Source organism: Streptomyces sp. STR69 (assembly GCF_024519455.1).
Classification (GTDB): Bacteria; Actinomycetota; Actinomycetes; order Streptomycetales; family Streptomycetaceae; genus Streptomyces.
Window position 1 is genome coordinate 44,708 of sequence record NZ_JALJRY010000044.1, and the last position, 21,837, is coordinate 66,544.

The following is a 21,837-nucleotide window of genomic DNA, read 5'->3' on the forward strand; positions in this document are numbered from 1 at the left end:
AGTGGACGACCCGCGCAGGTGAACTGGATGTGCTCCCGGGAACGTTGTTTCCGGTCGAGCTACGCCCCGTGCGCCTGCGCCGGGGCGTTTTCTCTGTCCCAGCCCCTTCTGAGCGGTCCTCATCACCCGGAAGGAGGCCGACGCTCTATGGCAAGGCCCGACAAGGCTGCCGCGGTAGCCGAGCTCGCGGGACAGTTCCGCGACTCGAACGCCGCCGTGCTGACCGAGTACCGGGGTCTCACTGTGGCGCAGCTCAAGACGCTGCGTCGTTCGCTCGGTGAGAACGCCCAGTACGCCGTGGTGAAGAACACGCTGACCAAGATTGCGGCCAACGAGGCCGGGATCTCTACGCTCGACGACCTGTTCAACGGTCCGACGGCGGTCGCCTTCATCACCGGTGACCCGGTGGAGTCGGCGAAGGGTCTTCGTGACTTCGCCAAGGACAACCCGAACCTCGTCATCAAGGGCGGTGTCCTTGACGGCAAGGCGCTGTCCGCCGACGAGATCAAGAAGCTCGCGGACCTTGAGTCCCGCGAGGTTCTGCTCTCCAAGCTGGCGGGTGCCTTCAAGGGCAAGCAGACTCAGGCTGCGCAGCTCTTCCAGGCGCTCCCGTCGAAGCTCGTCCGCACGGTGGACGCCCTTCGCGCCAAGCAAGAAGAGCAGGGCGGTGCCGAGTAATTCGGCTCGCAGCATGACCGCCGCCTGAAGCAGCCAGCCCAAGGCAGTGGTCGTAGCGGGCCGAACGTACGCCCGCCAGACATGTACACACCGGCACCAGCCGAAAATTAGTGGAAGGAAGCCATCGTGGCTCTCACCCAGGACGAACTGCTCGCCGAGTTCGAGACCATGACCCTCATCCAGCTTTCCGAGTTCGTGAAGGCGTTCGAGGAGAAGTTCGACGTCACCGCCGCCGCTGCGGTCGCCGTCGCCGGTCCGGCCGGCCCGGCCGCCGTTGCCGACGCCCCGGAGGAGCAGGACGAGTTCGACGTCATCCTCACGGGTGCCGGCGAGAAGAAGATCCAGGTCATCAAGGTCGTGCGTGAGCTGACCTCCCTGGGTCTGAAGGAGGCCAAGGACCTCGTGGACGGCGCCCCGAAGCCCGTCGTCGAGAAGGTCGCCAAGGACGTCGCCGAGAAGGCCGCCGAGTCCCTCAAGGCCGCCGGCGCCTCCGTCGAGGTCAAGTAACACCGTCGAGGTCGTGGACGAGGTCCCAAGGACCTTGTAACGCCTAAGCACCGAAGAGCGATCATCCATCTGGGTGGTCGCTCTTCGGCGTTCCCGGGTCGGGTGAGCGGCAGCCTTGCGGTCAGGGGTTCGCGGAGTATGGTGATCTTCTTCGTGCCTCCGAGCATCCCTGGTGGCATGTGGTGTGGGCCATGGAGGCCTTGACGAACTGCACGCAGCGCGCAATTCTCAGGACGCGTCGTCACAACGATCCGAATCCGAGGCATGGATCGGCGGCGAAGAGGGCAGTATCAACGCGTTGAGGACGTGAGCTTGCCGAGGGTGTTGAGCACGACGAGGGTCTCAAAAAAGCGGGGCTGGACATCAGTGCGCCAAGTGGCTACACTGACCCTTTGCGCTGCCTGTTAGCTGCTCCCTGCCCGTCACCAGGGGCATGCCCTCACTTGAGCATCGATGACCGGACCATCTCTGACCTGGCCTTTCCGGGCCGTCTCAGGAAGTCCATGTCTCCTTGCCCCTGCGAGGGGCCGGTACGCGCGTAGTGAGTCCGAGCCCTCGGAAGGACCCCCTCTTGGCCGCCTCGCGCACTGCCTCGACCGCGAATATGAACAACGGCGCCAGCACCGCCCCGCTGCGCATCTCCTTTGCAAAGATCAAGGAGCCCCTCGAGGTTCCCAACCTGCTCGCGTTGCAGACCGAGAGCTTCGACTGGCTGCTCGGCAACACCGCCTGGCAGAGTCGGGTCGAGGCGGCTCTGGAGTCGGGTCAGGACGTCCCCACCAAGTCCGGTCTGGAGGAGATCTTCGAGGAGATCTCTCCGATCGAGGACTTCTCCGGGTCGATGTCGCTGACCTTCCGCGACCACCGTTTCGAACCTCCCAAGAACAGCATCGACGAGTGCAAGGAGCGCGACTTCACGTACGCCGCCCCGCTCTTCGTAACCGCTGAGTTCACCAACAACGAGACCGGCGAGATCAAGTCCCAGACGGTCTTCATGGGCGACTTCCCGCTCATGACCAACAAGGGCACCTTCGTCATCAACGGCACCGAGCGTGTCGTCGTGTCGCAGCTGGTCCGTTCGCCGGGCGTCTACTTCGACTCCTCGATCGACAAGACGTCCGACAAGGACATCTTCTCCGCCAAGGTGATCCCCTCCCGGGGTGCCTGGCTGGAGATGGAGATCGACAAGCGCGACATGGTCGGTGTCCGCATCGACCGCAAGCGCAAGCAGTCCGTCACCGTCCTGCTCAAGGCTCTCGGTTGGACGACCGAGCAGATCCTCGAGGAGTTCGGCGAGTACGAGTCCATGCGCGCCACCCTGGAGAAGGACCACACCCAGGGCCAGGACGACGCGCTCCTCGACATCTACCGCAAGCTGCGTCCGGGCGAGCCCCCGACCCGTGAGGCCGCGCAGACGCTTCTGGAGAACCTCTACTTCAACCCGAAGCGCTACGACCTCGCCAAGGTCGGCCGCTACAAGGTCAACAAGAAGCTGGGCGGCGAAGCCCCGCTGGACGCCGGTGTGCTGACCGTCGAGGACATCATCTCGTCGATCAAGTACCTGGTGAAGCTGCACGCCGGCGAGACCGAGACCGTCGGTGACAACGGCACCACGATCGTCGTCGAGACCGACGACATCGACCACTTCGGCAACCGTCGTCTGCGCAACGTCGGCGAGCTCATCCAGAACCAGGTCCGTACGGGTCTGGCGCGTATGGAGCGAGTCGTCCGCGAGCGGATGACGACCCAGGACGTCGAGGCGATCACGCCGCAGACCCTGATCAACATCCGGCCGGTCGTCGCCTCCATCAAGGAGTTCTTCGGCACCAGCCAGCTGTCGCAGTTCATGGACCAGAACAACCCGCTGTCGGGTCTCACCCACAAGCGCCGTCTGTCGGCTCTTGGCCCGGGTGGTCTCTCCCGTGAGCGGGCCGGCTTCGAGGTCCGTGACGTGCACCCCTCGCACTACGGCCGCATGTGCCCGATCGAGACCCCGGAAGGCCCGAACATCGGCCTGATCGGCTCGCTCGCCTCCTACGGCCGCGTCAACGCGTTCGGTTTCGTCGAGACGCCGTACCGCCGGGTCACCGACGGTGTCGTCACCGACGAGGTCGACTACCTGACGGCCGACGAAGAGGACCGATTCGTCATCGCGCAGGCCAACGCGCCGCTGACGGAGGAGTTCCGCTTCGAGGAGTCCCGCGTCCTGGTCCGCATCCGCGGCGGCGAGGTCGACTACGTCCCCGGTGACGACGTCGACTACATGGACGTCTCCCCGCGCCAGATGGTGTCGGTCGCGACCGCGATGATCCCGTTCCTGGAGCACGACGACGCCAACCGTGCCCTCATGGGCGCGAACATGATGCGTCAGGCCGTGCCCCTCATCAAGTCCGAGGCGCCGCTGGTCGGCACCGGCATGGAGTACCGCTGCGCGGTCGACGCCGGTGACGTCCTGAAGTCGGAGAAGGACGGTGTGGTCCAGGAGGTCTCCGCGGACTACATCACCACCGCCAACGACGACGGCACGTACACCACGTACCGCCTCGCCAAGTTCTCCCGCTCCAACCAGGGCACCTCCGTCAACCAGAAGGTTGTCGTGGACGAGGGCGCCCGGGTCGTCGCCAACCAGGTGCTGGCCGACGGTCCGGCGACCGAGTTCGGCGAGATGGCGCTCGGCAAGAACCTGCTCGTGGCGTTCATGCCGTGGGAGGGTCACAACTACGAGGACGCGATCATCCTGTCGCAGCGCCTCGTGCAGGACGACGTCCTCTCCTCGATCCACATCGAGGAGCACGAGGTCGACGCCCGTGACACCAAGCTCGGCCCCGAGGAGATCACCCGGGACATCCCGAACGTCTCCGAGGAGGTCCTCGCCGACCTCGACGAGCGCGGCATCATCCGGATCGGTGCCGAGGTCGTCGCCGGTGACATCCTCGTCGGCAAGGTCACGCCCAAGGGTGAGACCGAGCTGACCCCCGAGGAGCGCCTGCTCCGCGCGATCTTCGGTGAGAAGGCGCGCGAAGTGCGCGACACCTCGCTGAAGGTGCCGCACGGCGAGATCGGCAAGGTCATCGGCGTCCGCGTCTTCGACCGCGAGGAGGGCGACGAACTGCCGCCCGGCGTCAACCAGTTGGTCCGGGTGTATGTTGCGCAGAAGCGCAAGATCACCGACGGCGACAAGCTGGCCGGCCGTCACGGCAACAAGGGTGTTATTTCGAAGATCCTGCCGATCGAGGACATGCCGTTCCTTGAGGACGGCACCCCGGTCGACATCATCCTGAACCCGCTGGGTGTCCCGTCCCGAATGAACCCGGGACAGGTCCTGGAGATCCACCTCGGCTGGCTCGCCAGCCGCGGCTGGGACGTCTCCGGGCTCAGTGAGGACTGGGCGCGGCGCCTGCAGGTCATCGGCGCCGACCAGGTCGCCCCGGGCACCAACGTCGCGACCCCGGTCTTCGACGGTGCCCGCGAGGACGAGATCTCCGGTCTCTTCGAGGCCACGATCCCGAACCGCGACGGCGACCGCCTCGTCCAGGCGTCCGGAAAGGCCAACCTGTTCGACGGCCGCTCCGGCGAGCCGTTCCCGGAGCCGATCTCGATCGGCTACATGTACATCCTGAAGCTGCACCACCTGGTCGACGACAAGCTGCACGCCCGTTCGACCGGTCCGTACTCGATGATCACCCAGCAGCCGCTGGGTGGTAAGGCGCAGTTCGGTGGTCAGCGCTTCGGCGAGATGGAGGTGTGGGCGCTGGAGGCTTATGGCGCCGCTTACGCCCTCCAGGAACTGCTGACCATCAAGTCCGACGACGTCACCGGCCGCGTGAAGGTCTACGAGGCCATCGTCAAGGGCGAGAACATCCCCGAGCCCGGCATCCCCGAGTCCTTCAAGGTGCTCATCAAGGAGATGCAGTCGCTCTGCCTGAACGTGGAGGTGCTGTCCAGTGACGGTATGTCCATCGAGATGCGTGACACCGACGAGGATGTCTTCCGCGCAGCGGAGGAGCTCGGCATCGACCTGTCCCGGCGCGAGCCGAGCAGCGTCGAAGAGGTCTGACGGGAGTCCGGAGACCTGCGCCAAGCAGGTCTCCGGCCCCAGGACCCCCGTATCAGACCCCAAGACTTACAACCCTGAGAGGGATTGACGCATAGTGCTCGACGTCAACTTCTTCGATGAGCTCCGGATCGGTCTGGCAACCGCTGACGACATCCGTCAGTGGAGCCACGGCGAGGTCAAGAAGCCCGAGACCATCAACTACCGCACGCTCAAGCCCGAAAAGGACGGACTCTTCTGCGAGAAGATCTTCGGTCCGACCCGGGACTGGGAGTGCTACTGCGGCAAGTACAAGCGCGTTCGCTTCAAGGGCATCATCTGTGAGCGCTGCGGCGTCGAGGTGACCCGCGCCAAGGTGCGCCGTGAGCGGATGGGCCACATCGAACTGGCCGCGCCCGTCACGCACATCTGGTACTTCAAGGGTGTCCCGTCCCGGCTGGGATACCTGCTCGACCTCGCCCCGAAGGACCTCGAAAAGGTCATCTACTTCGCGGCGTACATGATCACGTTCGTCGACGAGGAGCGCCGCACCCGCGACCTGCCCTCCCTGGAGGCGCATGTCTCCGTGGAGCGTCAGCAGGTCGAGAACCGGCGTGACTCCGACCTCGAAGCCCGCGCCAAGAAGCTCGAGGCCGACCTGGCCGAGCTGGAGGCCGAGGGTGCCAAGGCCGACGTGCGCCGCAAGGTGCGCGAAGGCGCCGAGCGGGAGATGAAGCAGCTGCGCGACCGTGCGCAGCGCGAGATCGACCGCCTGGACGAGGTGTGGACCCGGTTCAAGAACCTCAAGGTCCAGGACCTCGAAGGTGACGAGCTGCTCTACCGCGAGCTGCGCGACCGCTTCGGCACCTACTTCGACGGTTCGATGGGTGCCGCGGCGCTGCAGAAGCGCCTGGAGTCCTTCGACCTCGACGAGGAGGCCGAGCGCCTCCGCGAGATCATCCGCACCGGCAAGGGCCAGAAGAAGACCCGCGCCCTGAAGCGGCTGAAGGTCGTGTCTGCGTTCCTGCAGACCTCCAACAGCCCCAAGGGCATGGTTCTCGACTGCGTCCCGGTCATCCCGCCGGACCTCCGCCCGATGGTGCAGCTGGACGGTGGCCGCTTCGCGACCTCCGACCTGAACGACCTGTACCGCCGTGTGATCAACCGCAACAACCGCCTGAAGCGCCTTCTCGACCTCGGTGCCCCCGAGATCATCGTGAACAACGAGAAGCGCATGCTCCAGGAGGCCGTCGACGCGCTCTTCGACAACGGCCGTCGTGGCCGCCCGGTGACGGGCCCCGGCAACCGTCCGCTGAAGTCGCTGTCCGACATGCTCAAGGGCAAGCAGGGTCGCTTCCGTCAGAACCTGCTCGGCAAGCGTGTGGACTACTCCGCGCGTTCCGTGATCGTCGTCGGTCCGCAGCTGAAGCTGCACCAGTGCGGTCTGCCGAAGGCCATGGCGCTGGAGCTCTTCAAGCCGTTCGTGATGAAGCGCCTGGTGGACCTGAACCACGCGCAGAACATCAAGTCGGCGAAGCGGATGGTCGAGCGCGGTCGCACGGTCGTCTACGACGTCCTCGAAGAGGTCATCGCGGAGCACCCGGTTCTGCTGAACCGTGCGCCCACGCTGCACCGCCTCGGCATCCAGGCCTTCGAGCCGCAGCTGGTCGAGGGCAAGGCCATCCAGATCCACCCGCTCGTCTGCACCGCGTTCAACGCGGACTTCGACGGTGACCAGATGGCCGTGCACCTGCCGCTCTCCGCGGAGGCGCAGGCCGAGGCCCGCATCCTGATGCTGTCCTCGAACAACATCCTGAAGCCGGCCGACGGTCGTCCCGTCACCATGCCGACCCAGGACATGGTGCTGGGTCTGTTCTTCCTCACCACCGACGGCGAGCTCCGTGACGTCAAGGGCGAGGGCCGCGCGTTCGGCTCCACGGCCGAGGCGACCATGGCGTTCGACGCCGGAGAGCTGGCGCTCCAGTCGGCCGTCGACATCCGCTTCCCGGTGGGCACCATCCCGCCGCGTGGCTGGGTGCCGCCGGTCCGCGAGGAGGGCGAGCCGGAGTGGCAGCAGGGTGACACCTTCCGCCTCCGTACGACCCTGGGCCGCGCGCTCTTCAACGAGCTGCTGCCCGAGGACTACCCGTTCGTCGACTACTCGGTGGGCAAGAAGCAGCTCTCCGAGATCGTCAACGACCTGGCCGAGCGCTACCCCAAGGTCATCGTGGCGGCGACGCTCGACAACCTGAAGGCGGCCGGCTTCTTCTGGGCGACCCGTTCCGGTGTCACCGTGGCCATCTCCGACGTCGTCGTGCCCGAGGCGAAGAAGGCGATCGTCGCCGGCTACGAGGCCAAGGACGAGAAGGTCCAGAAGCAGTACGAGCGCGGTCTGATCACCAAGGAAGAGCGCACGCAGGAGCTCATCCAGATCTGGACCCAGGCGACCAACGAGGTCGCCGAGGCGATGAACGAGAACTTCCCCAAGACGAACCCCATCTTCATGATGGTTGACTCGGGTGCCCGAGGAAACATGATGCAGATGCGCCAGATCGCCGGTATGCGTGGTCTGGTGTCGAACGCCAAGAACGAGACGATCCCGCGTCCGATCAAGGCCTCCTTCCGTGAGGGCCTGTCGGTGCTGGAGTACTTCATCTCGACGCACGGTGCTCGAAAGGGTCTGGCGGACACGGCTCTGCGTACCGCCGACTCGGGTTACCTCACCCGTCGTCTCGTCGACGTCTCCCAGGACGTCATCATCCGCGAGGAGGACTGCGGCACCGACCGCGGCCTCAAGCTGCACATCGCGGAGCGCGGCGCGGACGGTGTCCTGCGCAAGGCCGAGAACGTCGAGACCAGCGTGTACGCCCGTGCGCTGGCCGAGGACATCACCGTCGACGGCAAGGTGCTGGCCCCGGCCAACACCGACCTCGGCGACGTCCTCATCGACGAGCTGGTCAAGCACGGCATCGAGACGGTCAAGACCCGCTCGGTCCTGACCTGCGAGTCCGCCGTCGGTACCTGCGCCATGTGCTACGGCCGCTCGCTGGCCACCGGCAAGCTGGTCGACATCGGTGAGGCGGTCGGCATCATCGCCGCCCAGTCCATCGGTGAGCCCGGCACGCAGCTGACGATGCGTACCTTCCACACCGGTGGTGTGGCCGGTGACGACATCACCCAGGGTCTGCCCCGTGTCGTCGAGCTCTTCGAGGCTCGTACGCCGAAGGGTGTCGCCCCGATCTCCGAGGCCCAGGGCCGCGTGCGGATCGAGGAGACCGAGAAGACCAAGAAGATCGTCGTCACCCCGGACGACGGCAGCGACGAGACGGCGTTCCCGATCTCGAAGCGTGCCCGTCTTCTGGTCAGCGAGGGCGAGCACGTCGAGGTGGGCCAGAAGCTCACCGTGGGTGCCACCAACCCGCACGACGTGCTGCGCATCCTGGGTCAGCGTGCCGTCCAGGTCCACCTGGTCGGCGAGGTCCAGAAGGTCTACAACTCGCAGGGTGTGTCGATCCACGACAAGCACATCGAGATCATCATCCGGCAGATGCTCCGCCGCGTGACGATCATCGAGTCCGGCGACGCCGAGCTGCTGCCCGGCGAGCTGGTCGAGCGCTCCCGCTTCGAGCAGGAGAACCGTCGTGTGGTCCAGGAGGGCGGTCACCCGGCCTCCGGTCGTCCGCAGCTCATGGGTATCACCAAGGCCTCGCTGGCCACGGAGTCCTGGCTGTCGGCGGCGTCCTTCCAGGAGACGACCAGGGTTCTGACGGACGCGGCGATCAACGCCAAGTCCGACTCCCTGATCGGCCTCAAGGAGAACGTCATCATCGGTAAGCTCATCCCGGCCGGTACGGGTCTGTCCCGCTACCGCAACATCCGGGTGGAGCCCACCGAGGAGGCCAAGGCCGCGATGTACTCGGCCGTCGGCTACGACGACATCGACTACTCGCCGTTCGGCACCGGCTCCGGCCAGGCCGTCCCGCTGGAGGACTACGACTACGGTCCGTACAACCAGTAGTAGTCGGCTCTGAAGTACTGAGGGCGGTCACCCCGTTTCGTACGGGGTGACCGCCCTCAGCCGTGCCTGGTGTCTGTACTCAGTACGGCCGCTGCGGCTGGAGGTACTGCTGCAGGTGGTGCAGCCGCGTGTGGTAGTCCGGGTGCGAGGAGAGCAGCTTGCTCAGCGCGCTCTCCTCGACCGGCACACCGCCGTTCTTCGCGGTCTGCACGGCCTGTTCGCGCTGCTCCCCCTGGTGCAGCTTGTCGAGCACGGACGCCAGCATCGGGGCGAACCCGAGGGCGGCGGCGTGTTCGTCGGCGCGGAGTTCGGCACGCCGTCCGACGGCGGCCAGTGCGTACGGCACCCCCAGGATCAGCAGGGGCAGCCCGTAGAGAGTGCTGATGGTGGCGAACGCGAGACCGCCGACGATCATCACGACGAACGCGACGCCGAAGCAGCCGAAGGCCCGCGAGACATGGAAGGCGACGACGGAGAGCGCCTTCAGCACCCGCCAGGCCATCCGGCCCGGCAGCGCGTACCAGTAGCCGAGCAGCCCGGACCAGGCGTGGCCGCCGACGTGGTGGCCGAGTTCGTGCGCCATGACGGCGGCCAGCTCGCCGTTGGGCAGCTCGTTCAGGGCGAAGCGGGTGACACCGACGATGTGGCCGGCCGCGGCGACCGCGTTGAGGCCGTCGCTGTCCTCGACCCACAGCTCGTAGTTACGTCCCTCGACGCCGCCGCGGGCGGTGACCTCCCGCCAGACCGGTTCGATTTTGGCTCGTTCTTGCGGAGTGGGGTAGCGCAGGTGGAGCAGACGGCGCGCGAGGGCGCTTTCCGTGGGGCGGTGGAACACGAGTGCGCCGCTGGCCAGCCAGAGCAGGATCACCAGGAACGCGAGCTTGCCGAAGAAGGCGGAGAACAGGCCGACGACGGCGAGGCTGCACAGGAAGTTCGGCAGATAGAGCAGCAGATTGCCGACCGCGGTGGCGTCCGTGTGGCGCTGCTGGCTGGCGATGTGGACGCGGCGGGCGTCGGTGTTGATGTGGTTCGGGTGGTCCGGGTCGTCGGCGGGCGCGGGCGCGGGCGCGGGATGGGCGGCCGGGGCGGGAGCCGAGGCCGCGGCCTGGGCCGGGGGAGTCAGGGGCGCCTGGGGAGGGGTCTGGGGGTACTGCGGGGGTATCGGCGCGGAGGCCTGCGGGGCCTGCGGGGCCTGCGGGTAGGCGTACGGGTTCTGGGGATAGGCGGGTGAGGTCGGCTGCTGCTGGGGGTACTGCGGGGGTACGGGTGACTGGGCAGCCTGAGTGGGGTACTGCGGGGGTACCTGGGGCTGGGGTGCCTGCGCCGACTGCTCGGGGTACTCCGGGTATTCGGGGTACTCCGGGTATCCCGGTGGTGGTTGGGTCATGGTGCTTGCTTCCTTCTGAGGCGGGGACGGGTGCCGGTGCGGCGGTCAGCCGATCAGCAGTGAGGCGGGCAGCAGTACCGTGCCGGTGCAGAAAGCGATCAGGCCGGTACGGATCCACTGGTGTTTGCGGGCGACGATCTGGCTCAGCTCGGCGAGGGCCGTGGTCAGCCCGGTCGTGGGGTCACGCCGGGTGTCGCCGAGCGCGGTCTCCAACTGGCCCTGCCGGACGGCCTGTTGGATGTCACCGAAGTAGGAGAGGGGGCGGCCGGGCGTCCACTGCTCGGAGCGGTAGCGGGGCAGTACGGCCAGCAGCAGCGCGAACAGCGAGAGCCCCAGCGCGGCCAGCGCGACCCACCACAGCACGGTGCCCAGGACCGACAGCTCGCCCGGGGTCCACCCCCGCCCCGCCAACAGCCCACTGAACACACCCCCGGTCATCCCCAGAGCCCCGACCAGCACGGACGCCTTGCCATCGGCCCGGGCGACCTCGTTGCGCAGCTCTGCGAGCAGCCGCTCGCAGAGGGGGACGAGGTCGGTGTCGGGGTGGGGAACTGGAGCGGGTGAGGGCGTGGGGGCGGGTGCGGGGTCGAGCGTGGTCATGCGCCGCCGCCCTCCGGCTTGTCGGCTTCCTCGATGCCCTCCTCCTCCGAGCCCGCGGTCACTTCCGGCAGGTTCTGCGCGGGCAGGGTCGGTGTCCGGCCGTAACCGGGCGGGGGCTGCCATCCGGATCCCTCGGACGCGGCGGCGGGTGCCGGGGCCGGGGGCTGCGAGGCGGGTGTCCCGGGTGCGGCGGCGGGAGTTGAGCCCGAGGTGTCCCATCCGGAGGCCCCGGCGGTGCCGACCGGTGCCGGTGCCGGTGCCGGTGCCGGTGCCGGGGCCGGAGACTGGTCGGCCGGAGCCTTGGACAGGGCGGCGGGTGTCGAGCCCGGGTGCTGTCCCGAGGGCTGCGGCACCGCGGCCGGAGCAGACGCCGGGGGCTGTGCCGGGGCGCCGGAGTACGGGCCCTGCGGGGCGTACCCGGCGGGCGGTGAGCCGTAGGGCGTGGCCGCCGGCATACCCGCGACCGGCCCCTGCGGATACGGCGAGACCCCGGTCGATCCAACGGGCCCGGTCGGTCCGGCGGATCCGGTGGGCCCGGCAGGTCCGGCAGGTCCGGCCTGAGCCGGGTAGGGGCCGGAATCCCCGCGGCCCGGAGCACCGGGGAACGGTCCGGCGGCGCCGGGGACAACTGTCGGCGCACCCTGATAGGGCCCGCTCGGGCTGGCCCCGCCCGGGTACGCCTCGGATGCCGTGCCCTGCCCGGGGGCGTACGGCCCGTACGGGCTTGGCGTCGGGGACTGCCCGGGGCCGTACGCCCCCGCTCCCGGCGTCTGTCCAGGTGCGTACGGTCCCGGCGCCGGGGCTCGCCCGGCTCCGTACGGCCCTGTCTCCGCCGCCTGCCCGGGAACGTACGCCCCCGGCATCGAGGCCTGCCCGCCCGCATACGCCCCGGGCGTCGGGCCATGCCCCGCCGTATAAGCGCCGGGCGCCGCGCCCTGCCCCGCCGCATAAGCCCCAGGCGCCGCGCCCTGCCCCGCCGCATACGCTCCCGGCACCGGGCCCGGCCCGCCCGCGTACGCCCCAGGTGCCGCGCCCTGTCCTGCCGTATAGGCCCCCGGCACTCCGCCCTGGCCACCCGCATACGGCCCCATTCCCGCCGCCGGCTGCCCGCCCGGGACCTGTTCGTCGGTCGGGTGGCTTCCCGGAGCCGGGGGAGCGATCGGCTCGCCGGGGATTGTCGTGCCGGGGTATTCCGGGCCGACCCCCGGAGGGAGCGGTGGGGGTGGGTTCTGGGGGACGCCCGGGAGGCGTTGGGTGAGGATGTCGTTGACCGTGCGCAGGGCCAGTTGTTTGGGGCCCTCCAGTTCCCAGTTCTCGGCTGTGTCGCCGTTCAGGAGTTGTTGGACCAGTTCCATCTGGGCCTGGATCATGCGGAGTTGGTCCTCGCGCATGCTGTTCATGACCATGTGGGAGTCCTCCGGGTGCTGGGCGAGGTGGAGTGCCCACTGGTGGACGCCGCCCTGCTGGAGGTGGAACTGGTAGAACTCGATCTTCTGCGCCTCCAACTGCTGCAGTTCCAGCTGCTGTTGACCGGCCAGCAGCGCCTGCGCGTGCTGCCAGCGCTGCTGTTGGAGGAGGAGTTCCTGCTGGTGGGTGCCGTACTGCATGGCCCGGTCCAGTTGGAGCGAGTCGCTCTGGCGGTAGCGGCGGTCGACCTCGACGTCGATGTCCATGCCCCGCTGTGCCGCCCGGATCTGCTCGTCGGCGGAGTGCTCGATGGCCTGCTTGCGCAGCTCGTGCTCGATGTTGGCCTCGTCGCGCTTCAGCCGTAGCGTCCAGGTGACCTGGAGTCCGGCGGGGGCGCCGAGCGGGCCGAGGAGGCTCATCCGCTCCAGCAGTTCGACCTCGGCGGACGCGCTGTCGGCGATGGCGAACCGGCGGGTCACCGGCCGGGCCGCCTGCTGGAGTTCGCCCAGCAGCAGCCCGGGTACGTTCCGGTGGCCGCTGGCCACGAACCGGACCGGGTCGAGGACCTGCCAGGACAGGTCGACCGCGGCCGTGAACTCGAACGCGTCGTTGTCGCTGGGCAGTGTGAGGTCGCTGGTGTGCGGATGCACGCCCATGTCCACCTCGTACACGGCGGTGTAGCGGTTCGCCGCGATGTCCCCGCGGGTCGGCCGCTGCGGTGGTAGATACGCCACGTAGCCGCCCTTGCCGGTGGCGAAGACCAGGGCGTGGTCGATACGGACGTACGACTTGAGGTTGAACTCGAAGCGCGACAGCTGCCGCACGGTGAGGACGGGATCGACGATCTCGGTGTGCCGGTCGGCGGGCTGCTGCCACTCGGGCTGGCGGAAGGTGGGCATGGGCGTGTCTCCTCGGACGTACCACCCGGCGTGCGCGGGTCGTTCCGATGTGGGTCAGCGGATGGGAAGCGTGGTCAGCAGGCGGGCCGCGACCTGGGGCGGCGGTTTTCCGTCCTCGCCGGACATGGTGCGCAGCAGGTGGCTGAGCCGTTGGTGGTCCTCGGGCGTGGCCACCAGGGCCGGGAGCAGCGCGGCGAGCGCCCACTCGGTGGCCGTGGCGCGGTCGGCGATCAGCACCCACGCGCGCAGTACGTCGAGCGCGGGCCGGGTGGTGCGCAGATCGGCCAGCGCGGCCCGCCAGAGGTAGGGGATGCCGTACGCCGAGGCGCTGCCCGTGGCCACCGCGCGGGCGTACCAGTCGAGGACCAGCGGCATGCCGTAGCGCTCGTCGCCCTCGGTGCGCTCGCAGGCGTTGACGAAGCCGGCGAGGGTGAGGTCGCGGACGGCGCGGTCGTCGTCGAGGTGCTGCCGCAGTTCGCCGAGCACCCGTTCCTCGGCCGAGGAGAGCAGCAACAGCCCTACGGCTTCGGCGAGTTCACGCCCGATTTCCAGGTCGAGGTCCTGGTCGTTGTCGTAGAGCCGGCGTACCGCCTTGCGAAGTGCGGCGAGTGCCTGTTCGGGGCGTTCCGAGCCGATCAGGCCGTACGACCGCACGCCCACCCAGCGCCGCCGCTCGTCGTCGCCCTCGCACCAGTCGTCGAGGATGCGCGGGATGTTGGGGGTGTCGATGAGGTGGGCGAGGGTCAGGGAGTTGACGGCGACCAGCCGGTGCCGGAACAGCTTGGAGGTGGCCCACACCTCGATGACCAGGGCCATCGCGGAGGGCAGATCGGTGCGGGCCAGGATCGCGACGGTGGACGCGGCGCGGGTGCGGACCAGCGGACGGCCGTCGTCGGCGAGCCGGCGCAGCCAGTTGATGAGGGCCGGGCGGGCGGACGGATGGCCGGTCCACAGCTCGCGCAGCAGCACCAGGGAGGCCCGCTCGTCCAGGAATCTGGCCTTGTGCTGGGCGACCGGGCCCCACTCGGTGTGCTCGTCCTCCTCGTATCTGGTGGCGCGGGCGAGCTGGAGGCGCTTGCCGATGTGGGTGCCGAAGACGGGGACCTCGGGGACCCGGGTGGGGTTCTCGGTCTCCTGGAGGAACCGGTAGAGGAGGTCGCTCAGTTCGGCGGTGAGGGCGTACGGGCCGCCGTCGAAGGCGGCGAGCGCGACCAGGAACGCCTTGTCCCGCAGATGGATCGCGCTCTCGTCCTCCTCGAACCACTCCCGGACCTGGTTCTCCAGGGAGATCAGCGAGAACTTGGCGATGGCGTCCGCGGCGATCTCGCCGGCCGCGTACCGGCCCAACTGCGCGGCGTACGCGGCGACTTCGCGCAGCTGGTGGTCGCGGGTGAGGAACTCGACCACGTCCGGCAGGTCCAGCAGCTTGGCCGCGGTCTCGTCGTCGGTGCGGGTGCGCAGATGCGCTCCGAGGACCTCGGCCGCGCTCGGTGGCAGCCACTCGACCTTCGGTACGTCCTCCAGTACGGCGTTGGGGCCGACGGTGATCACCAGATAGGCGTCCCGCTCGACGAGCCGGTCCTTCGCGGCGAGGAGGTGCGGTTCGCACAGCGGGCGGTCGCGGCCGGTGGCGAGGTCGCTGACGAGGTAGCCGCGGGCCTGGTCCTCGGCGCCGAACCCGTCGGCGAGGGAGGCCGGGCTGGTGTCGCGCACCAGGGTGCGGACGGGGTCGGCGCCCAGCCGGTGCAGCAGCATCAGGGCGGCGGTGTGGCGGCCGGTGAAGCGGGCGCCGGACAGCACCAGGACCCGGTCGCTGCGCAGCCGTTCGAGCAGCCCGGCCATGTACTCCTCGTCGGCGACGAAGGTCTCGGCCAGGCGCTCCAGGACGATCCGCGGGACCTCGCCGGAGGCGGAGGCGGGCGCGGACAGGCCGGGTATCGCGTAGTGGATCTCCGTCTTGCTGCCCATGATGACGTCGCCGGTGACCCGGCCGCCGCTGACGCCGTGCTGGTCGTGGCCGACGAGGCCGCCGCCGAAGCGGGAGCGGTCGCCGACGTGCATGCTGCGCGGGCTGTGGTCGATCAGGTCCCGCCGGGCCGCCCAGGCGGTCTGCGGCTGGTCGCGTTCCTCGGCGTCGTCGCCACCTCCGCCCTGCGCGGTGTCGTCGGCGGTCGTCTCGCCCTGCTTGGCGTCACCGGAACCCTTGGCGCCCTTGGCGTTCTTGGCACCTTTCGGGTCCTTCTTCTGGTCCTTGGCATCGGCCGTGCCGTCGGACCCCGCTCTCGGTTTCTCCGGCTTCTCCGGCTCCTCCTGGTCGCTCATGCGCCGTCTCCCCGCTCGTGGCCGCCGAGGTGGACGTCGCCGGTGACCTGGCCGCCGCTGACGCCGTGCTGGTCGTGGCCGACCAGGCTGCCGCCGAAGGACGGCGAACCGCCGTTGAAGTGGAAGACGACACCCGGCGCCGGGGCTCCCCGTGGTCCGTCCGGCGCCGGGTGGTTCTCCGGTGACCCGCCCTGCGGCGGAACCCGCTCCTCGTGGGGGTCCGGCGCGGGGGCGTCCGGATCCGGGGCCTGCGATGCGGGGGCATCGGGTGCGGCAGCTTCCTGGCCTGGGGCCTGTGGTGCCGGGGCCCCGGGCGCAGGGCGGTCCCCCGATCCGCCCTGCGCCTCCCCCTTCCCCGCGTCACCGTGGTTCTCGCCGGCCGCCCCTTCGGGCACCGGTCCGTGCAGCCATGCCCCCAGCGGGCCGTTCTTGCTCGCCACCGTCACCTGGTGGAAGTCGTCGGCCGGGATGCCCGGGTGGTCGTGGCGGACGACTCCCGCGTACAGGCCGTCCGAGACGCACAGCGCGAAGTCGGAGGTGCGCTCGCGCAGGGCGGCGCGCAGGACGTCCGCGTCCAGCAGCCGGCAGGCGTGGTTGAGGTCGGAGCCGACCCAGCCGTCGTGCTGGTCGACGGCGACGTATCCGGTGGCGACGACACCGCGCAGCCGGATCTGCGCGGAACGGGACGCCATGCGGTTGACCGCCCTGAGCCGGACGGGCACCTCCGTGAGCAGGGCCCGCAGCAGCGCCGTGACGGGAGCGCTCGCGTCGATCAGCTCCATCACCGAGTCGCCGCGGTCGGCCCGCAGCCGCCGGGTCTCGTCGATGCCCGCGCTCTCCAGCGTGCGGTCGGTGATGTCGTAGAGCATGCGGCGCAGATAGGCCTGTTCCACGTCGTCCCGGTCGCTGTACCTCTCGATGTCCAGCAGCAGGATCGTGCGGCTCACGGGGTCGCTCATGGTCGCCTTTCGCGGGGGCGTGCTTGTGCAGAGCAGCAGCGTGATGCTGACGGGGCCTCAGCGGTGAGGGAGGATGACGCACTTGGACTGTGAAGGTGTTCACAGTCCCGGCCCGCTCGGACAGGCTCTAGTCCTCCACCGGCCCCGGCGGCGACGGGATCCCGGCGGTCGGGCCCGCGGCGGCTATGCGGCGCAGGATGTCCGGGCGCATGATCAGCATCGTGCGGCGGCCGGTGGCCACCGCCCCCTTGTCCCGTAACTCCTTCAGCAGGCGCTGCACCATCTCGCGGGACGCCCCGACCGACCCCGCCAGCTCCTGCTTGCTGAGGGGTACGGCCAGTTCGATGCCGTCGGGGGTGCGTCGGCCGTGGGTGCGGGTCAGGTCCAGGAGCAGCACGGCGAACCGCTCCCGCACGCTCATCGACGCGAACTCCAGCCGGCGCCGGTCGGCCGCGCGGGTGCGGTCCGTGGTGAGGCCGAGGAGGGCGAAGGAGGAGGCGGGGGAGCGGTTGAGGAAGTCCTTGAACTGGCCGCGCTCCACCGCCACCGCCCGCACCGGTTCCAGCGCGGTCACGGTCGCCGACCGCGGGCGTCCGGTCAGCGCGGCCGACTCGCCGACGATGTCGCCGGGGCCGCGCAGCGCGAGCAGGGCCTCGTAGCCGTTGGCGGCCGAGGCGGTGACCTTGGTCCAGCCGTGCACGAGGAAGAGCACGTGCGCCGAGGGTTCGTGCTGGCGGACCAGGACCATCCGGGGGGTGAAGTCCAGCGCGCGTCCCAGGGCCAGCAGCGCCGACCGGTCCTCGCGTTCCAGCCGGGCCAGGAACGGCACCTGGTCGTCCAGACCTCCGTCGTCCGGCGTGTACGCCGGTATCCCCGTTGTCATTTACATCCCCCGAATTCCGACAGTGGGTCGATCAACGTACTGAAAGCACGGAGTCGCGGAGAGTGAAAGTGCGGAAACCGGCCACTGGCGGAAGCGTGTGCGTCAACATGCGGGTTCGCGCCATCGGGGCCGATGCCGCCAGGGCAGGTGCCGGGTGGGGAACCGGTGCCGTTTTCGGCGCGTTGGAGCATCATGGGGGCATTCGGTCTCCGGCGCCGGGGGAGGTGTTCCGTGTCGTACCCGACACCGTGGCAGGGACAGGGACCGCAGCAGCCGTGGCAGGGGCACGGCGGGGCGTCGATGCTGGCCGCGACCGCCGACCGCGAGCGCACCGTGGACGTGCTCCGGGCGGGCTTCGCCGAGGGGCGGCTGCGGGAGGACGAGCTGGAGAAGCGGGTCGCGCGGGCCTACGGCGCCCGTACGGTCGGCGAGTTGATGCTGCTGGTCGCCGATCTGCCCCAGGGTCCGCAGACGGCGGTCGTCCAGGTGCCACCGGGTTTCCGTCCCGTGCCGCCGACCTTCCTGCCGGCTCCGCTGCCGCCGACCAACGGCAAGGCGGTCGGCGCCCTGGTCTGCGGCCTGCTGATCGTGCCGACGCTGGGGCTGACCGGCATCCCGGCGGTGATCCTCGGCCACACCGCCCGCGCGGAGATACGGCGGACCGACGAGGTCGGTGACGGGCTGGCGCTGACCGGGCTGGTCTTCGGCTGGCTCGCCGTCAGCGCCTGGACCCTGTTCCTCCTGCTGCTGGTGGTGGCCGGCGCGAGCTCCGCCTGACGTCTCCGTACCGTAGATTCGAAGATCGCGGAGGGGGCGCGGCTTCGGCATGTCCCGTGCCGAGCCGTGGGTGCCACCCATTTGTTTTGACCGCAGCGAATGAGGTAGGTACGCTCAGACCTTGTGCCTGGGGTGTGCCCTGGCTCCCGTGCGTGCCTTGAACCGCACTAAGGGGGCCGACACTGGCCACCGCAATCTGCGCCCCTTTTGCTGCCCGGCGAAAGTCTGCGGGATTCGACACACCCGACCGCGTGGGTCGGCGACGTTCCAGGTTAGCTTCACCATCGGCACACAGAAACCGGAGAAGTAGTGCCTACGATCCAGCAGCTGGTCCGGAAGGGCCGGCAGGACAAGGTCGAGAAGAACAAGACGCCCGCACTCGAGGGTTCCCCTCAGCGTCGCGGCGTCTGCACGCGTGTGTTCACGACCACCCCGAAGAAGCCGAACTCGGCCCTGCGTAAGGTCGCGCGTGTGCGTCTGACCAGCGGGATCGAGGTCACCGCTTACATTCCGGGTGAGGGACACAACCTGCAGGAGCACTCCATCGTGCTCGTGCGTGGCGGTCGTGTGAAGGACCTGCCCGGTGTTCGCTACAAGATCATCCGCGGCTCCCTTGACACCCAGGGTGTCAAGAACCGCAAGCAGGCCCGCAGCCGCTACGGCGCCAAGAAGGAGAAGTAGAAAATGCCTCGTAAGGGCCCCGCCCCGAAGCGCCCGGTCATCATCGACCCGGTCTACGGTTCTCCTCTTGTCACCTCCCTGATCAACAAGGTGCTGCTGAACGGCAAGCGCTCCACCGCCGAGCGCATCGTGTACGGCGCCATGGAGGGCCTGCGCGAGAAGACCAGCAACGACCCGGTCATCACGCTGAAGCGCGCGCTGGAGAACATCAAGCCCACGCTTGAGGTCAAGTCCCGCCGAGTCGGCGGTGCGACGTACCAGGTTCCGATCGAGGTCAAGCCCGGTCGCGCCAACACGCTCGCGCTGCGCTGGCTGGTCGGTTACTCCCGCGCCCGTCGCGAGAAGACCATGACCGAGCGTCTGCTCAACGAGCTTCTGGACGCTTCGAACGGCCTCGGTGCGGCCGTCAAGAAGCGCGAGGACACCCACAAGATGGCCGAGTCCAACAAGGCCTTCGCGCACTACCGCTGGTAGTCGCTACCCACGACGAGACCGAGAGAAGACCGAAGCCTTATGGCTACCACTTCACTTGACCTGGCCAGGGTCCGCAACATCGGGATCATGGCTCACATCGACGCGGGTAAGACGACCACCACTGAGCGGATCCTCTTCTACACCGGCGTCAGCTACAAGATCGGTGAAGTCCACGACGGCGCCGCCACCATGGACTGGATGGAGCAGGAGCAGGAGCGTGGCATCACGATCACCTCTGCTGCCACCACCTGTCACTGGCCGCTTGAGGACAACGACTACACGATCAACATCATCGACACCCCGGGGCACGTCGACTTCACCGTCGAGGTGGAGCGTTCGCTGCGCGTCCTCGACGGTGCCGTCACGGTGTTCGACGGTGTCGCCGGTGTCGAGCCGCAGTCCGAGACGGTGTGGCGTCAGGCCGACCGTTACGGCGTGCCGCGCATCTGCTTCGTCAACAAGCTCGACCGGACCGGCGCGGAGTTCCACCGCTGCGTCGACATGATCAAGGACCGCCTCGGTGCGGTACCGCTGATCATGCAGCTTCCGATCGGTGCCGAGATGGACTTCAAGGGCGTTGTGGACCTGGTCCGCATGAAGGCGCTCGTGTGGTCCGCCGAGGCGGCGAAGGGCGAGATGTACGACGTCGTCGACATCCCGGCCACGCACGCCGAGGCTGCCGAGGAGTACCGGGGCAAGCTCGTCGAGGCCGTCGCGGAGAACGACGACGAGATCATGGAGCTGTTCCTGGAGGGCCAGGAGCCCACCGAGGAGCAGCTGTACGCCGCGATCCGTCGCGTCACCATCGCGTCCGGCAAGTCCAGCGGCGTCACGGTCACCCCGGTGTTCTGTGGCACCGCGTTCAAGAACAAGGGCGTCCAGCCCCTGCTCGACGCGGTCGTGCGCTACCTGCCGACCCCCCTCGACGTCGAGGCCATCGAAGGCCACGACGTCAAGGACCCCGAGGTCGTCGTCAAGCGCAAGCCGTCCGTGGACGAGCCGCTGTCCGCGCTCGCGTTCAAGATCATGAGCGACCCGCACCTGGGCAAGCTCACCTTCGTCCGGGTCTACTCGGGCCGCCTGGAGACTGGCACCGCGGTGCTGAACTCCGTCAAGGGCAAGAAGGAGCGCATCGGCAAGATCTACCGCATGCACGCGAACAAGCGTGAGGAGATCGAGGCGGTGGGCGCCGGCGACATCGTCGCCGTGATGGGCCTGAAGCAGACCACCACCGGTGAGACGCTGTGCGACGACAAGAGCCCGGTGATCCTGGAGTCCATGGACTTCCCGGCGCCGGTCATCCAGGTCGCCATCGAGCCCAAGTCCAAGGGCGACCAGGAGAAGCTGGGTGTCGCCATCCAGCGTCTCGCGGAGGAGGACCCCTCCTTCCACGTCCACTCGGACGAGGAGACGGGCCAGACCATCCTCGGTGGTATGGGCGAGCTGCACCTCGAGGTGCTGGTCGACCGTATGAAGCGCGAGTTCCGGGTCGAGGCCAACGTCGGCAAGCCGCAGGTCGCGTACCGTGAGACGATCCGTAAGGCCGTCGAGCGCGTGGACTACACCCACAAGAAGCAGACCGGTGGTACCGGTCAGTTCGCCAAGGTGCAGATCGCGATCGAGCCGATCACCGAGTCCGACGGCCCGGCGTACGAGTTCGTGAACAAGGTCACCGGTGGCCGTATCCCGCGGGAGTACATCCCGTCGGTGGACGCCGGTGCGCAGGAGGCCATGCAGTTCGGCATCCTCGCCGGGTACGAGATGACGGGCGTCCGCGTCACGCTTCTCGACGGTGCCTACCACGAGGTCGACTCCTCCGAGCTCGCGTTCAAGATCGCCGGTTCGCAGGCGTTCAAGGAGGCCGCCCGCAAGGCGTCTCCCGTGCTCCTTGAGCCGATGATGGCCGTCGAGGTCACCACGCCCGAGGACTACATGGGCGAGGTCATCGGCGACATCAACTCCCGCCGTGGTCAGATCCAGGCCATGGAGGAGCGTGCCGGTGCCCGCGTCGTGAAGGGCCTCGTGCCCCTCTCGGAGATGTTCGGCTACGTCGGCGACCTCCGCAGCAAGACCTCGGGTCGCGCAAGCTACTCGATGCAGTTCGACTCCTACGCCGAGGTTCCCCGGAACGTCGCCGAGGAGATCATCGCGAAGGCCAAGGGCGAGTAACACACACCGTTTGCACGCTTTAGGCTTGACACCGACCGCCGGG

The 21,837-nt window shown here is 68.6% G+C and carries 14 protein-coding genes; 8 read left to right on the forward strand and 6 right to left on the reverse strand.

Annotated elements, in window-relative coordinates; all coding sequences use genetic code 11:
• The first annotated feature begins 147 nt into the window (after positions 1–147).
• The 4 genes from rplJ (at position 148) to OC490_RS45740 (ending at position 9,236) form a co-directional block, all read left to right on the forward strand.
• Positions 148–678, forward strand: a complete 531-nt coding sequence (rplJ, locus tag OC490_RS45725; RefSeq protein WP_033279978.1) for a 50S ribosomal protein L10 — start codon at positions 148–150, stop codon at positions 676–678.
• Positions 679–801: 123 nt separating this feature from the next.
• Entirely contained in the window at positions 802–1,185 is a 384-nt protein-coding gene (gene rplL / locus OC490_RS45730; RefSeq protein WP_262064007.1) for a 50S ribosomal protein L7/L12, read from the forward strand.
• Between the two features lie 571 nt (positions 1,186–1,756).
• Positions 1,757–5,242 (forward strand): DNA-directed RNA polymerase subunit beta, encoded by a 3,486-nt coding sequence (gene rpoB, locus OC490_RS45735; protein WP_200710702.1) that lies wholly within the window; start codon positions 1,757–1,759, stop codon positions 5,240–5,242.
• 94 nt (positions 5,243–5,336) lie between these two features.
• The gene (locus OC490_RS45740; RefSeq protein WP_262063989.1) at positions 5,337–9,236 is read left to right on the forward strand and encodes a DNA-directed RNA polymerase subunit beta'; all 3,900 of its coding nucleotides are present in this window, start codon (positions 5,337–5,339) and stop codon (positions 9,234–9,236) included.
• A gap of 79 nt (positions 9,237–9,315) precedes the next feature.
• Here the strand turns inward: OC490_RS45740 and OC490_RS45745 are convergent, their stop codons facing one another.
• From OC490_RS45745 to OC490_RS45770, 6 genes are all read right to left on the reverse strand, one after another.
• Positions 9,316–10,623 carry a M48 family metalloprotease gene (locus OC490_RS45745; protein WP_262063990.1) on the reverse strand — a complete coding sequence of 436 codons (1,308 nt, stop codon included), beginning with the start codon at positions 10,621–10,623 and terminating at the stop codon, positions 9,316–9,318.
• A gap of 45 nt (positions 10,624–10,668) precedes the next feature.
• Positions 10,669–11,223 carry a Pycsar system effector family protein gene (locus tag OC490_RS45750; RefSeq protein WP_262063991.1) on the reverse strand — a complete coding sequence of 185 codons (555 nt, stop codon included), beginning with the start codon at positions 11,221–11,223 and terminating at the stop codon, positions 10,669–10,671.
• Positions 11,220–13,529 carry a hypothetical protein gene (locus OC490_RS45755; protein WP_262063992.1) on the reverse strand — a complete coding sequence of 770 codons (2,310 nt, stop codon included), beginning with the start codon at positions 13,527–13,529 and terminating at the stop codon, positions 11,220–11,222. The genes OC490_RS45750 and OC490_RS45755 overlap by 4 nt, the downstream gene beginning before the upstream one ends.
• A 54-nt stretch (positions 13,530–13,583) precedes the next feature.
• Positions 13,584–15,851 carry a hypothetical protein gene (locus OC490_RS45760; protein ID WP_262063993.1) on the reverse strand — a complete coding sequence of 756 codons (2,268 nt, stop codon included), beginning with the start codon at positions 15,849–15,851 and terminating at the stop codon, positions 13,584–13,586.
• Positions 15,848–16,810: a hypothetical protein gene (locus OC490_RS45765; protein ID WP_262063994.1), complete on the reverse strand. Its 963-nt coding sequence runs from the start codon at positions 16,808–16,810 to the stop codon at positions 15,848–15,850. Before OC490_RS45765 ends, OC490_RS45760 begins: the two co-directional genes overlap by 4 nt.
• Before the next feature lie 127 nt (positions 16,811–16,937).
• Complete coding sequence (locus OC490_RS45770) at positions 16,938–17,693, reverse strand: Crp/Fnr family transcriptional regulator (RefSeq protein WP_262063995.1); 756 nt, start codon at positions 17,691–17,693, stop codon at positions 16,938–16,940.
• Positions 17,694–17,924: 231 nt separating this feature from the next.
• Between OC490_RS45770 and OC490_RS45775 the strand changes: the two genes are divergently transcribed.
• The 4 genes from OC490_RS45775 (at position 17,925) to fusA (ending at position 21,794) form a co-directional block, all read left to right on the forward strand.
• Entirely contained in the window at positions 17,925–18,470 is a 546-nt protein-coding gene (locus OC490_RS45775) for a DUF1707 and DUF4190 domain-containing protein (protein WP_262063996.1), read from the forward strand.
• Positions 18,471–18,779: 309 nt separating this feature from the next.
• On the forward strand, positions 18,780–19,151 hold the full coding sequence (gene rpsL, locus OC490_RS45780) for a 30S ribosomal protein S12 (protein WP_003948652.1): 372 nt from the start codon (positions 18,780–18,782) through the stop codon (positions 19,149–19,151).
• Between the two features lie 3 nt (positions 19,152–19,154).
• Positions 19,155–19,625 carry a 30S ribosomal protein S7 gene (gene rpsG, locus OC490_RS45785; RefSeq protein ID WP_005481264.1) on the forward strand — a complete coding sequence of 157 codons (471 nt, stop codon included), beginning with the start codon at positions 19,155–19,157 and terminating at the stop codon, positions 19,623–19,625.
• A 39-nt stretch (positions 19,626–19,664) separates the two neighbouring features.
• Positions 19,665–21,794 carry an elongation factor G gene (gene fusA, locus OC490_RS45790; RefSeq protein ID WP_262063997.1) on the forward strand — a complete coding sequence of 710 codons (2,130 nt, stop codon included), beginning with the start codon at positions 19,665–19,667 and terminating at the stop codon, positions 21,792–21,794.
• Positions 21,795–21,837: the final 43 nt, after the last annotated feature.